Origin of the sequence: Nocardia cyriacigeorgica, assembly GCF_010858045.1 — a bacterium.
Classification (GTDB): domain Bacteria; phylum Actinomycetota; class Actinomycetes; order Mycobacteriales; family Mycobacteriaceae; genus Nocardia; species Nocardia cyriacigeorgica_E.
Genome location: NZ_JAAGVC010000013.1, coordinates 107,455 through 122,726, shown reverse-complemented (window position 1 = coordinate 122,726; position 15,272 = coordinate 107,455). Strand labels below are relative to the sequence as shown.

Here is a 15,272-nt window from a genome sequence, read left to right as displayed (position 1 = left end):
ACGTGTTACTCACCCGTTCGCCGCTCGTGTACCCCGAAGGGCCTTACCGCTCGACTTGCATGTGTTAAGCACGCCGCCAGCGTTCGTCCTGAGCCAGGATCAAACTCTCCGTTGAAGACTCTCGAAACACCCCGAAGGGCGAATCAGAAATATCTGAACTAGAGTCCGAAAACCTAGCAAAACCGAACACCAGCAAAAATTTGCTGACATTCAAAATGTCCGACCCACAACACACGGGGGTATGAGGGGCCGGAACCAATAATAATATTGGCACTGACATTCATCGACACACTATTGAGTTCTCAAAGAACACACGCACACACATCCACACCAGAATCTTGCTGGGGCTTCCGTGAGGCAACTTTTACAGCTTAGCTCGGCCGTAGACCCGAAGCAAATCCGGGGTACCGGTCCAGCTAGTGTGATCGTCAGGCGCTCCTCGTACTACCTCGTTTCCCTGGCCGCACGCTCAGCGTTTCCGCTCAGCTCCTGGGCCCCGGGTCGGTGTCCGTGTCGCTCTGACTCGAATAAAGTTACGTGGCTACATTTGCAATGTCAAATCGCCTGGTCAGGAAGGGTTTTCGGCGAGGTTTCGGCTATCGCTTCCGCGCTTCCGCTGCCCTACCGGCGATCCGGGCCGTCATTCGGTGACGCCGACCCGCCGCACCTGCCCGCCCAACGCCTGCAACTGCTCGACGAAGTTCGGGTAGCCGCGGTCGATGTGGAACACGTCGTGCACTTCGGTCGTGCCGTCGGCGACCAGGCCCGCCAGCACCAGCCCGGCGCCGGCGCGAATGTCGGAGGACCACACCGGCGCGCTCGACAACCGCGGGATTCCGCGAACCACCGCGTGATGACCGTCGGTGCGCGCGTCGGCACCGAGTCGGATCATCTCCTCCACGAAGCGGAATCGGGCTTCGAAGATGTTCTCCGTGATCATCGAGGTGCCGTCGGAGATGGCCGCGAGACCGATCGCCATCGGCTGCAGGTCGGTGGGGAAACCGGGGAACGGCAGCGTCGAGAAGTTCACCGCACGCGGACGTTCGGGCTGCACCACCCGGAAACCGTCTGGCTCGAAGGAGATCCGGGCGCCCGCCGAACGCAGCTTGTCCAGCACCAGCGACAGATGCTTCGGGTTGACGCCGGTGACGCGCACATCGCCCATGGTCATCGCGGCGGCGATACCCCAGGTGGCCGCGACGATGCGGTCGCCGATCACCCGGTGGGTGGTGGGCGAGAGCCGCTCGACGCCCTCGATGGTCAGCACCGAGGTGCCCGCGCCGTTGATCCGCGCACCCATCTGCACCAGCATGTTGCACAGGTCGACGATGTCGGGCTCACGCGCGGCGTTGTCGATCACGGTCTCCCCCTCCGCGAGCACCGCCGCCATGAGGATGTTCTCGGTGGCACCGACCGACGGGAAGTCGAGCCGGATCCGGGCGCCCTGCAGCTCGTCGGCCCTGGCCACCACGCACCCGTGCTCGATCTCGCTGGTCGCGCCCAGCAGACGCAGCCCGGCCTGGTGCATATCCAGCGGACGGGAACCGATGGCATCACCGCCGGGCAGCGCGACGACCGCGCGCTTGCACCGGGCCATCAGCGGCCCGAGCACACAGACCGAGGCGCGGAACTGGGTGACCGCCGGGAAATCGGCGTGGTACTTCGGTTCGGCGGGCGTGTCGATGGTGACGACCGACCCGTCGATCGTCACATCGCAGCCGAGGCCGCGCAGCACATCCGCCATCAGCGGGACGTCGAGGATGTCGGGGCAGTTCGTGATGGTTGTGGTGCCTTCGGCCAGCAGGGCCGCGGCCATCAACTTGAGGACGCTGTTCTTGGCGCCCCCGACCGCGACCTCACCGACGAGCCGATTGCCGCCAGTTACCAGAAAACGTTCCATGCCGCCTCTCCGCGTCTTCGGCGCACCACTGAGTGCAAGGATAATGCTCTACCGGCTCCCGGCGATCGGCCACCGAGGCAGTGAACTAGTCGTCGCGGTCCGCGGACTCGGCGCCCCCACCGGGCTGCCACAGCACATCGCCACCGGGATTGGCCACCCGGCCGAGGATGAACAACAGGTCCGACAGCCGATTCAGGTATCGAGCGGGCAGCGTACCGGTGTCGTCGGGGTGCGCTTCGACCGCCGCCCAGGCCGAACGCTCGGCGCGCCGGACCACAGTGCGGGCCACGTGCAGATGGGCGGCCAAGGGAGTACCGCCGGGAAGGATGAACGAGTTGAGCGGCGCGAGCCGTTCGTTGAACTCGTCGCACCAGGATTCGAGCCGGTCGATATAGGGCTGAGTGATGCGCAGCGGCGGATATTTCGGCGCCTCGACGATCGGCGTCGACAGGTCCGCGCCCGCGTCGAACAGATCGTTCTGCACCTGGCGCAGGATCTCCCCGATCCGCGGGGAGGGAGCGCCCACCGCGAGGGCGACGCCGATCGCGGCATTGGCCTCATCGCAGTCGGCGTAGGCGATCAAGCGCGGATCGGTTTTGGCCACGCGGGAGAAATCGCTCAGCCCGGTGGTCCCGTCGTCCCCGGTCCGGGTATAGATCCGGGTCAGATGCACACTCACACGACCACCTTAAACGCTGCCCCGCCGAGACCGGCGGCCGCTGTCAGTGCCCGCGCAGCCGGCGGGCGCGATCGGAGGGCCTTGACTCCACCCATGACAAAAAGGCAGCCAGCGAGCCGCGATCCAATGCCAACTCGAAGCTGCCCTGTGCATCCGATACCGCGATCACCGCGATCTCGTCGGTCATGATGTCGTACTCGTCGCCCCGCGGGCCGCGCCGCTCACCGACCTCGATGCCGCGGCGGTGGATCACCGAATCCGGGCCGAGTTTGAGGCTGGACAGCTTGAAGAAGACGAGCCGGTCTTCGCCGTAGCGGATCAGTCCGTGCCGCCAGCGTTCCCCGCCGCGAGCCGGGAGCACCCGCAGAATCGCGGCCGTGCCGCCGCGACGCAACATCACCAGACGATAGGTGGAGGCCAGGGCGAGGGCGACCAGCAGACATACCAGAATGATCAGCAGAACCATCCCGGTGTGCAATGCCGTCCATCCCTTCGTTCGCCGAATCGATCGAATCCCACCCCGTCGACCGAACCCGGTCATTCAACCACGGACTCGAGTTTACAAATGGGGCGGGCTTGTCGGCGAACATACCGCTAGCGCCGGCCGCCCGGCGATCACGGCGACCGAAACAACACTGCCGGCGGCGAGATCGCCACCGGCAGTGTCGTATTCGATTGTGTTGTGCCGCTTGGACGCTCGACAGCGTCCGAGCTCAGGCGTTCGCGTTCTGCTCGACCGCGCGCACCCGGCCCTGCGCCACCCGCTTGTCTTCGTCGGAGGCCGTCCCTTCGGCAAGCACCCGGCGGGCCGCCTCGATATCGACCTCGCCGGCGAACTCGGCGGACTCGGCCAGCACACGCACCGAGTCGCCGGTGACCGAGAAGAACCCGCCGTGCACCGCCGCGACGATGCGCTGACCGTCGGTATCGACGATGGTCACCGTGCCGCCCTCGACCAGCTGGCCGAGCAGCGGCTCATGGCCTGCCATGATGCCGATCTGGCCCTCGGTGGTCTGCGCGCTGACGAACGACGCCCGGCCGGACCAGAGCAGCCGTTCGACGGCGACGAGATCAACTGACATATCGGCCATCGGTGACTACTTTCCGGCGATCTTCTTGGCGGCCGCCTCGACGTCGTCGAGACCACCGCAGGAGTTGAACGCCTGCTCCGGGTAGTGGTCGAACTCGCCCTTGCACACGCGGTCGAAGTCGTCGATGGTCTGCTCCAGCGGAACCACCGAACCGGGCTGACCGGTGAACTTCTCGGCGACGATGAAGTTCTGGCCGAGGAACTTCTCCAGGCGGCGGGCACGGCCGACGAGAACCTTGTCCTCTTCGGAGAGCTCGTCCATACCGAGGATGGCGATGATGTCCTGCAGTTCCTTGTACTTCTGCAGGATGCGCTTGACCTCGTTGGCCACGGCGAAGTGCCGCTCGCCGACGATCGACGCCTCGAGGATACGAGAGGTCGAGGTCAGCGGGTCGACGGCCGGGTAGATGCCCTTCTGCGAGATCGGGCGGGAAAGCTCGGTCGTCGCGTCCAGGTGGGCGAAGGTGGTCGCAGGCGCCGGGTCGGTGTAGTCGTCGGCGGGGACGTAGATCGCCTGCAGCGAGGTGATCGAGCGACCACGGGTCGAGGTGATGCGCTCCTGCAGCTCACCCATCTCGTCGGCCAGCGTCGGCTGGTAACCCACGGCCGAAGGCATACGACCCAGCAGGGTCGAGACCTCGGAACCGGCCTGGGTGAACCGGAAGATGTTGTCGATGAACAGCAGCACGTCCTGGTGCTGCACGTCGCGGAAGTACTCGGCCATGGTCAGGGCCGAGAGGGCGACGCGCATACGGGTGCCCGGCGGCTCGTCCATCTGGCCGAAGACGAGGGCGGTGTCCTGGAGGACGCCCATCTCTTCCATCTCCAGGCGGAGGTCGGTGCCCTCACGGGTGCGCTCACCGACGCCGGCGAACACCGACGTACCGGAGAACTCACGCGCGATACGGGTGATCATCTCCTGGATCAGAACGGTCTTACCGACACCGGCACCACCGAACAGACCGATCTTGCCGCCCTTGACGTACGGGGTCAGCAGGTCGAGGACCTTGACGCCGGTCTCCAGGATCTCGGTCTTGCCCTCGAGCTGGTCGAAGCTCGGCGGCTTGCGGTGGATGCCCCAGTTCTCGCCGTCGCGGCCGAGGCCGGGGCTGTCGAGGCAGTCGCCGAGGGCGTTGAAGACGTGGCCCTTGACGACGTCGCCGACGGGCACCGAGATCGGCTTGCCGGTGTCGCTGACGGAGGCGCCACGGACCAGGCCGTCGGTGGGCTGCATCGAGATGGTGCGCACGATGTTGTCACCGAGGTGCTGGGCGACCTCGAGGGTGAGGGTCTTGGCCACCGAGGCCAGGGTGATGTCGGCGTGCAGAGCGTTGAACAGCTCGGGGATGGCACCACGCGGGAACTCGACGTCCACGACGGGGCCGATGACCCGGATGACGCGGCCTGCAGCAGCGCCGGTCCGGCTCGAGTTGTCTTGTGTGACAGCTGCGGTCATTTGGATAAGTTCTCTTCCTGCGCTTTTAGTCGCGGTCCGAGCTCGACGCCAGCGCGTTCACGCCGCCGACGATTTCGCTGATTTCCTGCGTGATCTGGGCCTGACGCACCGAGTTGGCTTCGCGCTGCAGCACGCTGGCCAATTCGTTGGCGTTATCAGTGGCCGCCTTCATTGCGGTGCGCCGAGCCGCGGACTCGGATGCCGCTGCCTCGAGCAACGACGCGTAGATACGCGTATTGACGTACTTCGGCAGCAGGGCCGCCAGCAGCACATCGGCGTCGGGCTCGAATTCGTACTGCGCCTGCGGGTCGGCCGTGGCCGAATCGCTGAACGAGTCCTCGCCCATGTCGAAGTTCTCGTCGACAAAGCTCACCTGGATCGGCGCCAGACGACGCACCTCAGGGGTCTGGGTCAACATCGACACGAAACGCGTGTACACGATGTGCAGTTCGTCGACGCCCGCGATGTCGCCGGTCCCGTTGGGATGCGGCACCTCGCCGTCGGCGCCCGCCATGAAGGCATCGACCAGATGGCGACAGGCCGCCGAAGCATCGGTGTACTTCGGCTGCTGCGAGAACCCGGTCCACGACGCGACCAGCGGACGGTTGCGGAAGGTGTAATACGTGAGGCCCTTGTTGCCCATCACGTACAGCACCGGCTCCTTGCCCTCGCCGCGCAGGGTGGTCATCAGTTCCTCGGCGCGCTTGAGCACGTTGGAGTTGTAACCACCGCACATACCGCTGTCACTGGTGATCACCAGCACGGCGGCGCGGCGCGGGTTGGCCCGCTCGGTCAGCAGCGGATGCGACAGGTTCTTCGACGCGCTCGCCAGCTCGCCGAGGACCTTGGTGATCTCCTCCGCGTACGGCTTCGCGGCCGCGACCCTGGCCTGGGCCTTGGAGATTCGCGAGGTCGCGATCAGCTCTTGGGCCTTGGTGATCTTCTTGATCGAATTCACACCACGAATGCGGGAGCGCAATTCACGCAAGCTTGCCACGGTTCACACTCCCTTCATTCGCCAGAAGAATCGAATAACGCATTGGTCGTCGCCCGACTTACTTCTCGACGTGCTTGCGCGTGACCGACAGCGACTCGACCTCTTCGTGGTCCAGCTCGCCGGCAGCGGCCTCGTTCACCACACGGCTGCCGTCGGAGGCGAGGAAGCCCTGCTTGAACTTGTCGGTGGCCGCCTTGATCTGATCGGCCGCCTCACCGTCGAGCGGCTTGGCGCCACCCTCCAGTGCGGCGAAGGCCTCGGGCACGCTGCGGTGCAGGTCTTCGAGCAGTTCGCTGTTGAAGCGACGGATGTCGGCGACCGGGACCGAGTCGTAGTAGCCGGCGTCGACCAGGTAGATCGAGACGATCTGGTCCTCGACGGCGACCGGGGAGTACTGGTCCTGCTTGAGCAGCTCGACCCAGCGGGCACCGCGCTCGAGCTGGGCCAGCGACGCGGCGTCCAGGTCGGAGGCGAAGGCGGAGAACGCCTCCAGCTCGCGGTACTGGGCCATTTCCAGACGCAGCGATCCGGCGACCTTCTTCATGGCCTTGGTCTGGGCGGCGCCACCGACACGGGAGACCGAGGTACCGACGTTGATCGCCGGGCGGACACCCTTGTTGAACAGGTCGGACTCGAGGAAGACCTGGCCGTCGGTGATGGAGATGACGTTGGTCGGAATGAACGCCGAGACGTCGTTGGCCTTGGTCTCGATGATCGGCAGACCGGTCATCGAGCCGGCGCCCATCTCGTCGGACAGCTTGGCGCAACGCTCCAGCAGGCGCGAGTGCAGGTAGAAGACGTCACCGGGGTACGCCTCGCGGCCCGGCGGACGACGCAGCAGCAGCGAGATGGCGCGGTAGGCCTCGGCCTGCTTGGTCAGGTCGTCGAACACGATCAGGACGTGCTTGCCCTGGTACATCCAGTGCTGGCCGATGGCCGAACCGGTGTAGGGGGCCAGCCACTTGAAGCCGGCGGAGTCGGAGGCCGGGGCCGCGACGATGGTGGTGTACTCCATCGCGCCGTGCTCCTCCAGCGCGGCCTTCACGCCGGCGATGGTGGAACCCTTCTGGCCGATGGCGACGTAGATGCAGCGCATCTGCTTCTTGGGGTCGCCGGACTCCCAGTTGGCCTTCTGGTTCAGGATCGCGTCGATGCAGACCGCGGTCTTGCCGGTCTTGCGGTCACCGATGACCAGCTGACGCTGGCCACGGCCGATCGCGGTCAGGGCGTCGATGGCGGTGATGCCGGTGGCCATCGGCTCCTCGACCGGCTGGCGCTCCAGCACGGTCGCGGCCTGCAGCTCCAGCACACGGCGGTCTTCGGCCTCGATCTCGCCGAGGCCGTCGATCGGCTGACCGAGCGGGTTGACCACGCGGCCGAGGAACTTGTCGCCGACCGGGACCGAGAGCACGTCGCCGGTGCGGCGGACCTGCTGGCCCTCTTCGATCTCGGCGAACTCGCCGAGGATGACCGCACCGATCTCGCGGTCCTCGAGGTTCAGCGCCACGCCGAGCACGCCGCCCGGGAACTCGAGCAGCTCGTTGGCCATTGCCGAGGGCAGGCCGGAGACGTGCGCGATGCCGTCACTGGTATCGGTGACCACACCGACTTCTTCGATGGAGGTCTCGGGGGTGTAGCTCTGGGTGTAGCTCTCGATCGCGCTACGGATCTCGTCGGAGGAGATCGTCAGCTCCGCCATGTTCTTCCTGCTCTCGCTGTCTGGTCTCGAATGTCGGGGTTGGGTGGCGGGTTACGCCAGTTCGCGGCGCAGCCGCTCCAGTCGGCCCACGGCGGTGCCGTCGATCACGTCGTCACCGACGCGCACGACGAGCCCGCTCAGCAGACTCGCGTCGACCTGCACGTGCACCGTGACCGGCTTGCCGTAGATGCGCTGCAGGGAGGCGGCCAGCCGCTCCTTCTGCTGCGCCGTCAGGGCGATGGCGGCCCGCACGTGCGCGACGATCTGGTCGCGTCGCGACGCTGCCAGGTCGGACAACTCGTCGAAGGCCGCGCCGAGGCCGGTCTGCTGCCTGGTCACCGCCTGCTCGGCGAGCGTGACGGTGATGGGCTCGGCCTTGCCGGTCAGCAGGCGGGTGATCAGTTCACGCCGCGCCGCTTGCGGCTTCGCGCGATCCGACAGAGCCTGCTCCAGGTCGGGGTTGTCGGCGATGATCCGGCCGAGCCGGAACAGCTCGTCCTCGACCGCGTCGAGCCGGCCGCTGTCGGCGGCCGACTCCAGCAGCGCTTCCTGGCCGAGCAACTCCAGGGTGTCGACCAGGTCGGCGGTGCGGGACCAGTCCTGGGCCACCGCGGTGGTCAGCACCGCTTGGGTGGCGACGCTGACCTTTCCGCCGAAGACCCGCTCGCTCAGTTCGGCGCGAGCCGAACCGGGCACCGACACGTCCGCGAGCGCAACACGCAGCGAACGCTGGTCGTCCAGCACGGCGACGACGGCGAACAGTTCCGAACCCGTCGTCGCGGCAACACTGTCGCTTCCGGTCAGAGCGGCCCGAAGCGCTTCCCGCGAACGGGAGCTGGCCTCGCGGCTCGCTGCGTACATGCTTCTCACTTTCGCGTCGCTACCTTCCGACCCCGATGCCGGCGTCGGTGTCGTCGAGTTCGCTGAGGAACTTCTCGATCGACGCCGCCTGCTTGGCCTCGTCCGAGACCGACTGCCCGATGACCTTCTCGGCCAGGTCGACCGCGGTACGGCCGACCTCGGAACGCAGTTCGGTCAGGATCTGCTGGCGCTGGGCTTCCAGCTGGGCGTGGCCAGCGGCCACGATCCGGTCACTCTCGGCCTGGGCCTCCGTGCGCATCTGCGCCAGGATCTGCTGGCCCTGGGTGCGCGCGTCCTCACGGATGCGCGCGGCCTCGAGGCGGGCGTCGGCCAGCTGCTGCTGGTACTGCTGCAGCGTCTGCTGAGCCTCTGCCTGCGCGGCCTCGGCCTTGGCGATACCGCCTTCGATCTTCTCGCTGCGCTCGTCGAGCACCTTGGTCAGGCGCGGCACGACGAACTTGTAGAACAGCACCGCGATAACCGCGACACAGACGATCGACCAGACGATGTCGTACGTTTCGGGGATCAGAGGATTGATCTCCTCCGAACTCTCCTCTGCGAGCAAAGAAATCGCGTTCATCGGAATCAGAAGATGAAGCCGGCGACGAGGCCGATCAGGGCCAGCGCCTCGGTGAACGCGATACCGAGGAACATGTTGGTACGGATGGTGCCCTGCAGCTCGGGCTGGCGGGCGATACCCTCGATCGCCTTACCGACGACGATGCCGACGCCGATGCCCGGGCCGATGGCGGCCAGGCCGTAGCCGACGGCGCCGAGGCCCTTCAGCGTCGACTCGTTGGCAGCTTCCTGGGCCAGGTACGAGAGGCTCATGAGTCTTCTTTCCCTTTCTGTTGCTCACCCGCCGGTCGGCGTGGTGTAGCAGGTCTCCAGTGATTTGTTAGTGCGGTCAGTGGGAATCTGCGTGCTCGGCCAGGCCGATGTACACGGCGGTCAGCAGTGCAAACACGTAGGCCTGCAGGAAGATGACCAACATCTCGAACATCGTGAACCCGATTCCCGCCAGCAGCGAGAACGGCGAGAACACCTTCATCCAGTTGGCGGCGTCGAACAGGAAGAACCAGGTGGAGCTGAAGAACAGCACCAGCATGATGTGACCGGCCAGCATGTTGGCCATGAGTCGGACGGTCAGCGTGAACGGACGCAGGATGAAGGTCGAGACGAATTCGATCGGAATCAGCAGTACGTGCAGCGCGGGCGGCACGTTCGGCACCACGATGCTGCTACGCATGTACTTGAAGAAGCCGTACTTCTTGATACCGACGTAGTTGAACGCGATGTAGGCGATGACGGCCAGCACCAGCGGCATTCCGATCCGCGCGTTCGAGGAGATATTCAAGAACGGGACGATGCTGGAGAAATTCAGGAAAAGAACCGTGAAGAAGATCGTCGCGATCAGCGGGAAATACTTGCGCCCGGTTTCCTTGCCGAGGACCTCTTCGCAGATCTGCTCTTTGACGAAGACCAGGCCGATCTCGGCGACGTTCTGCAGCCCGCGCGGAACGATGCGGGGCGAACGGAAGGCCAGCGCCATGAGGCCGATCAGGACCGCCGACATCAGGATGCGAATGAGCATCAAGCGATCGAGTTCGAACGGCGTTCCCTCGAACAGCACCGCCGGAGGGAAAAAGTCGGTTAGCGATGGCGCGTGAAATTCCGCGGCCAAAGTGGTGACGCTCAGCGTTCTCTCCCGTGTTCGGGCCGCGGGTTCGGTCGTTCCCGCGGTTCGATCGGACATTGACGATCAATGTGGGTCGACTCAGGTCGGCTCGAAGTTCGTCAGCAGCTGCGCGGCATACCCGCTCGGGCGTCTGTACGTGTGTCGGCGACATCGTCGACATGCAGAACCGGAACGGAGCCCGGCACGGCAGTAGCATAGCGTCACCCGGCGGGATCGTGGTGATCCCCCCTATGGTCGCTTGCTTACCAAGACTTTACCAAGTTATCTACGACAGCGTGTAGCTGGGTGCGATTTGTTACCGATCGGTACCTTGACCGGCCTCGCGATCGGGCACCGTCACGTACGGAACCTTTTGCCGCAGAACGCCGTACGTCTCGGCACCGAGCACGATGACCAGCGCTCCGATGACGGTCAGGAACAGCGCGACGCGGTCGTAGAAATCGAATTGATTCAAGATCGCGATAACCACCATGGCCACCAGCAGCTTGCCCGCCCAGCTGACCAGCATCACCAATCCGGCCGTGGTCGGCGGCAGTTTCGCGCCGAAGAGCACCACGGCGGCGGTGGTCAGGATGAAGCCACCACCGATGGCCGCGCCCAGCAGCGCGCCCCAGACGCCGGCGAGGCCGGAAACCGCACCCGCGATCGCCACCGCGAGCACCGTCAGCACGACCAGCCCGACCAGGCCGTAGCGCAGCGCGGCGCGCAGCGGAGCGTCGGGGCCTGGGTCTGTGTACGGTGTCGAACTCACGAGCCGCACTCTACCCGTGCCGTTTGTCCTGCGCCGATGCCGTCATCCCGCGGGCTCCTGCTGCTCACCGGGATGCTCGGCGTGTTCGGCGGCGGCCGCGCGCTCTCGCCGCAACCCCGGAACCGCCGTCGCGACCAGGGCGAATACCAGTCCGCCCGCCATCAGCAGGACGACGACGCGCCGGTCCATCAGCGAGGTGCCGACCGCGCCGAAGGCCAGCACACCGACCCACAAATAGATGAGCAGCACCACACGCCGCTGCGAGTGGCCGATCTGCAGCAGCCGGTGGTGCAGGTGCATCTTGTCCGGGGTGGAGAAGCTGACCCCGGCCCGCACCCGGCGCACGATGGCCAGCAGCAGGTCGAGCACCGGAATGAACATCACCGCGCCGACCAGCAGCAGCGGCGAGAGCAGGCCGACGATGTCGCGCGGACCGTAGCCGGTGAGCGGGATACGCCCTGACGCGCTGGTCGACACCGCGGCCAGCACCAACCCGATCAGCATCGAGCCGGAATCGCCCATGAAGATCCGGGCCGGCGAGAAATTGTGCGGCAGGAAGCCGAGGCACGCTCCGGCCAGCGCGGCGGCGAGCAGCGCGGGCGGGTAGGTGTCGACCGAACCGCCCTGTTCGGTGAGCAGGCCCACCGAGAACGCGAACACCGCGATCGAGGAGATCAGGCCGAGGCCCGCGGCCAAGCCGTCGAGGCCGTCGACGAAATTCATCGCGTTGATCAGCGTCACCGCGACCGCGACCGTCACCAGGGCGCTCTGCAAGCCGTCCAGCACCACGGTCTCGTTGTTGAACGGGTTGTAGATGACGTACCAGCTCAGCCCCATCACCGCCATCACACCCGCGGCGGTGACCTGACCGGCGAATTTGGTGAGCGCGTCCAGGCCCCAGCGGTCGTCGACGATGCCGACCGCGACGATGATCGTCGCCGCGACCAATACCGCCGCGATATCGGGCCGGTAGTCGAAGCCGCGGCGCAGCGCGGGCAGCTGGTGGGCGAACAGCACGGCCGCCACCACGCCCAGATACATGCCGACCCCGCCCATCCGCGGAATCGGCTTGACGTGCACATCGCGTTCGCGCGGCACCGCGACAGCGCCGAACCCGATCGCGAGCACCCGGATCCCGCCGGTGGCGAGAAAGGTCACCACCGTGGACACCAGCAGCACCAGCAGCAGCTCGCGCAGCGGGACGACGGCACCGGAACTTCCCAATGCGTGCACCGCGATCACTCGCGATACCGCCCGCTCATCCGATCGGCCATTCGGTCACCGGGCAGCAGGCCCGGACAGCGCCTCTGGCGCCATACCGAGCACCTCGGCGATATCGGCGACCGAAACCGCGCCCTCGCGCAGGATGCGCGGCTGATCGGCGGTCAGGTCGACGATGGTCGAGGCGATCGCGTGCTCGGCGGGGCCCCCGTCGAGGTACACCCCGACGTGCTCGCCCAGCTGGGCGCGTGCTTCCGCGGCGGTGGTTGCGGGCGGTTGCCCGGAGACGTTGGCGCTCGACACCGCCAGGGGGCCGACGGCGCGCAGCAATTCCAGCGCGACCGGGTGCAGCGGCATCCGCAGCATCACCGTGCCTCTGGTGTCGCCGAGATCCCAGGCCAGCGAAGGTGCCTGCTGCACAACCAGACTCAGCCCGCCCGGCCAGAACGCCTGGATCAGGTCTCTGGCCTGCGGACGCACCGAGAACACCAGCCCGTCGATGGTGTGCCAGGAACCGACGAGCACCGGCACCGGCATATCGCGCCCGCGCCGCTTGGCGGCGAGCAGCTCGGCGACCGCCTGGCTGTCGAACGCGTCCGCGGCTATGCCGTAGAGCGTGTCGGTGGGCATGACGACGAGCCGCCCGGATTTCAGGGCGCTGGTCGCGGCGGACAGTCCGGCGGCGCGCGAGTCGGGATCCGCGCAGTCGTAGACGGTACTCACGGCACCCATCCTGTCACGCGGGCGCCGCGGCGCCGTCGGCCCCCGGGTAGAACGCGAATTCGCCACGCGCCACGGACAAACCATGCCAGGGCGGCGGACCGCAAACCCCTGCTCGCGGCCCTCGGGGCGGGTTGCCGGTTCAGCTACGCACCGCCGCCACGAAGCGCGGCTTGCCCGCGAGATCGGGATGCTCGGTGATCTCGGTGAACGCGCCGGTCCCGGCGAGCAGGGCGGCCAGCGCGGAGCCGTTGGAATCGTCGTGCTCGATGGCGGTACCACCGCCGGGGCGCAGCAGACGGGCGATGGTCGGCACCAGCCCGCGGATGACGTCGAGGCCGTCCGGGCCGCCGAACAGCGCCCGGTGCGGATCGTGGTCGGCGACCTCGGGGTCGAGTTCGGCGCCGACGGGGATGTACGGCGGATTCGACACCACGATATCGACCCGGCCGTTCAGCTCGGTGAGCAGCGCGGGGTCTGTCGCGTCGTCGGCGTACAGGGTGATCGGGGTGTCGCCGGCCGCGATCCGCAGGTCAGCGTTGTGCCTGGCCCATTTCAGGGCCGCCGGGTCGATTTCGACCGCGTGCACCTCGGCGTCCGGCCGGGCGTGTGCGATGGCGAGGGCGAGCGCGCCGGAGCCGGTACACAGATCCACCACGACCGGCGTGTGATCGTGGCGCACGGCCTCCAGGTGCGCCAGCGCCCAGGCGAACACCAGCTCGGTCTCCGGACGCGGGATGAACACCCCCGGCCCGACCTCCAGATCGATCCGTCCCATGGCCGCGCGGCCGATCAAGTGTTGCAACGGGATTCGCTGTGCGCGCCGACGCACCAGCTCGTGCAGTTCGGCGCGCTGCTCGGGGGTGAGCAGCGGCGCGAGCAGCAGCCGGGCACGCGGCACACCGAGGACGTGGGCGGCCAGCTGTTCGGCGTCGGCGCGTGGGCTCGGGACGCCCGCGGCCTGAAGTGTTTCGACGGCCTCGACGAGCGCGGGCCGCAACGGTGTGCGGGTCATGGCCTCGACTCTGCCCGATGGCGGGGCATGGCGGGAACTCTTCGGTCCCGACCGGTCATGCCCGGCGGCACATGGCCGTCACTCCGCGGCCATGCGGGCTTCGCGGTCGGCCTTGCCGAGTGCGTCGAGCAGGGCGTCCATATCGCCGTCGAGCACCGCGTCCAGGTTGTGCGCCTTGAAGCCGATGCGGTGATCGGCGATGCGGTTCTCCGGGAAGTTGTAGGTGCGGATGCGTTCGGAGCGGTCAACGGTGCGGATCTGGCTGGCCCGCCCGGCCGCGGCCTCCTGTTCGGCCTGTTCCTCGGCCAGCGCTTGCAGCCGCGCGGCCAGCACCTGCATGGCGCGCGCCTTGTTCTGCAACTGGGACCGCTCGTTCTGGCAGGTCACCACGATGCCGGAGGGCAGGTGGGTGATGCGCACGGCGGAGTCGGTGGTGTTGACGCCCTGGCCGCCCTTGCCAGAGGAGCGGTAGACGTCGATGCGCAGATCGGTCTCGTCGATCTGGACCTGCTCGACCTCATCGGGCTCGGGGTAGATGAGCACGCCGGCCGCGGAGGTGTGCACCCGGCCCTGCGATTCGGTCACCGGCACCCGCTGCACCCGGTGCACCCCGCCCTCGAACTTGAACCGCGACCAGACACCGTCGCGGGCGGCGTCGCGGCTCTTGATCGACAGCGTCGCTTCCTTGTATCCACCCAGATCGGAATAGGTGGCGTTGAGGATCTCGACCTTCCAGCCGTGCCGTTCGGCATAGCGCACGTACATCCGCGCCAGATCCGCGGCGAACAGCGCGGACTCCTCGCCACCCTCACCGGACTTCACCTCGAGCACCACATCGTCGCCGTCGTGCGGGTCGCGCGGGGCCAGCAGGTCGGTCAGGGCCTGCTCCAGCTCGCTCACCTGCTGCTCCAGCTCGGGGACCTCGGCGGCGAAGGCCGCGTCGTCGGCGGCGAGCTCACGGGCGGCGGCCAGATCGTCGCGGGCGGCGCTGAGCTTGCGGTAGGTGGACATCACGGGCGCGAGTTCGGCGAACCGCTTACCGACGCGGCGGGCCGCGCCCGCGTCGTTGTGCAGCGCCGGATCGGCGAGCTGGGTCTCCAAGCCCGCGTACTCGGCCAGGATGTCGTCGATCGCGGACGGCTGGGTCACGGTCGGCTTCCTCTCGTGCGTGTTCGATATCGGTG

Annotated in this window: 16 protein-coding genes and 1 rRNA gene; all 17 read right to left on the bottom strand. The window is 67.0% G+C overall.

The window, feature by feature from the left end; translation table 11 throughout:
- A 16S ribosomal RNA gene (locus GV790_RS14845) occupies positions 1-115 on the bottom strand; the annotation flags it as partial.
- Positions 116-640: 525 nt separating this feature from the next.
- Positions 641-1,900 carry a UDP-N-acetylglucosamine 1-carboxyvinyltransferase gene (gene murA / locus GV790_RS14840; RefSeq protein ID WP_163813936.1) on the bottom strand — a complete coding sequence of 420 codons (1,260 nt, stop codon included), beginning with the start codon at positions 1,898-1,900 and terminating at the stop codon, positions 641-643.
- Between the two features lie 85 nt (positions 1,901-1,985).
- A complete protein-coding gene (locus GV790_RS14835) occupies positions 1,986-2,579 on the bottom strand; it encodes a cob(I)yrinic acid a,c-diamide adenosyltransferase (RefSeq protein ID WP_163813935.1) in 594 nt (197 codons plus the stop codon).
- A 43-nt stretch (positions 2,580-2,622) separates the two neighbouring features.
- Positions 2,623-3,045, bottom strand: a complete 423-nt coding sequence (locus tag GV790_RS14830) for a DUF2550 domain-containing protein (RefSeq protein WP_175585901.1) — start codon at positions 3,043-3,045, stop codon at positions 2,623-2,625.
- A 247-nt stretch (positions 3,046-3,292) separates the two neighbouring features.
- Positions 3,293-3,670, bottom strand: coding sequence for a F0F1 ATP synthase subunit epsilon (locus GV790_RS14825; protein WP_163813933.1), 378 nt, complete (start codon positions 3,668-3,670; stop codon positions 3,293-3,295).
- Positions 3,671-3,676: 6 nt separating this feature from the next.
- Positions 3,677-5,125, bottom strand: a complete 1,449-nt coding sequence (gene atpD / locus GV790_RS14820; protein ID WP_104362174.1) for a F0F1 ATP synthase subunit beta — start codon at positions 5,123-5,125, stop codon at positions 3,677-3,679.
- A 25-nt stretch (positions 5,126-5,150) separates the two neighbouring features.
- Complete coding sequence (locus tag GV790_RS14815; protein ID WP_036533809.1) at positions 5,151-6,122, bottom strand: F0F1 ATP synthase subunit gamma; 972 nt, start codon at positions 6,120-6,122, stop codon at positions 5,151-5,153.
- 58 nt (positions 6,123-6,180) lie between these two features.
- Complete coding sequence (atpA, locus tag GV790_RS14810) at positions 6,181-7,821, bottom strand: F0F1 ATP synthase subunit alpha (RefSeq protein ID WP_163813932.1); 1,641 nt, start codon at positions 7,819-7,821, stop codon at positions 6,181-6,183.
- 51 nt (positions 7,822-7,872) lie between these two features.
- Complete coding sequence (locus GV790_RS14805; protein ID WP_163813931.1) at positions 7,873-8,682, bottom strand: F0F1 ATP synthase subunit delta; 810 nt, start codon at positions 8,680-8,682, stop codon at positions 7,873-7,875.
- Positions 8,683-8,701: 19 nt separating this feature from the next.
- Entirely contained in the window at positions 8,702-9,262 is a 561-nt protein-coding gene (locus GV790_RS14800; RefSeq protein ID WP_163813930.1) for a F0F1 ATP synthase subunit B, read from the bottom strand.
- Positions 9,263-9,267: 5 nt separating this feature from the next.
- Positions 9,268-9,513: an ATP synthase F0 subunit C gene (locus tag GV790_RS14795; RefSeq protein WP_011207590.1), complete on the bottom strand. Its 246-nt coding sequence runs from the start codon at positions 9,511-9,513 to the stop codon at positions 9,268-9,270.
- A 76-nt stretch (positions 9,514-9,589) separates the two neighbouring features.
- Positions 9,590-10,438 carry a F0F1 ATP synthase subunit A gene (atpB, locus tag GV790_RS14790; RefSeq protein ID WP_081505323.1) on the bottom strand — a complete coding sequence of 283 codons (849 nt, stop codon included), beginning with the start codon at positions 10,436-10,438 and terminating at the stop codon, positions 9,590-9,592.
- A 238-nt stretch (positions 10,439-10,676) separates the two neighbouring features.
- Positions 10,677-11,141 (bottom strand): hypothetical protein, encoded by a 465-nt coding sequence (locus GV790_RS14785; RefSeq protein ID WP_163813929.1) that lies wholly within the window; start codon positions 11,139-11,141, stop codon positions 10,677-10,679.
- 33 nt (positions 11,142-11,174) lie between these two features.
- The gene (locus GV790_RS14780) at positions 11,175-12,356 is read right to left on the bottom strand and encodes an MraY family glycosyltransferase (protein WP_178127914.1); all 1,182 of its coding nucleotides are present in this window, start codon (positions 12,354-12,356) and stop codon (positions 11,175-11,177) included.
- Between the two features lie 54 nt (positions 12,357-12,410).
- A complete protein-coding gene (locus GV790_RS14775) occupies positions 12,411-13,076 on the bottom strand; it encodes an L-threonylcarbamoyladenylate synthase (RefSeq protein ID WP_138445854.1) in 666 nt (221 codons plus the stop codon).
- A 139-nt stretch (positions 13,077-13,215) separates the two neighbouring features.
- Positions 13,216-14,088, bottom strand: coding sequence for a peptide chain release factor N(5)-glutamine methyltransferase (gene prmC / locus GV790_RS14770; RefSeq protein ID WP_163813927.1), 873 nt, complete (start codon positions 14,086-14,088; stop codon positions 13,216-13,218).
- Positions 14,089-14,166: 78 nt separating this feature from the next.
- On the bottom strand, positions 14,167-15,237 hold the full coding sequence (gene prfA / locus GV790_RS14765; protein WP_163813926.1) for a peptide chain release factor 1: 1,071 nt from the start codon (positions 15,235-15,237) through the stop codon (positions 14,167-14,169).
- Between the last annotated feature and the right edge of the window lie 35 nt (positions 15,238-15,272).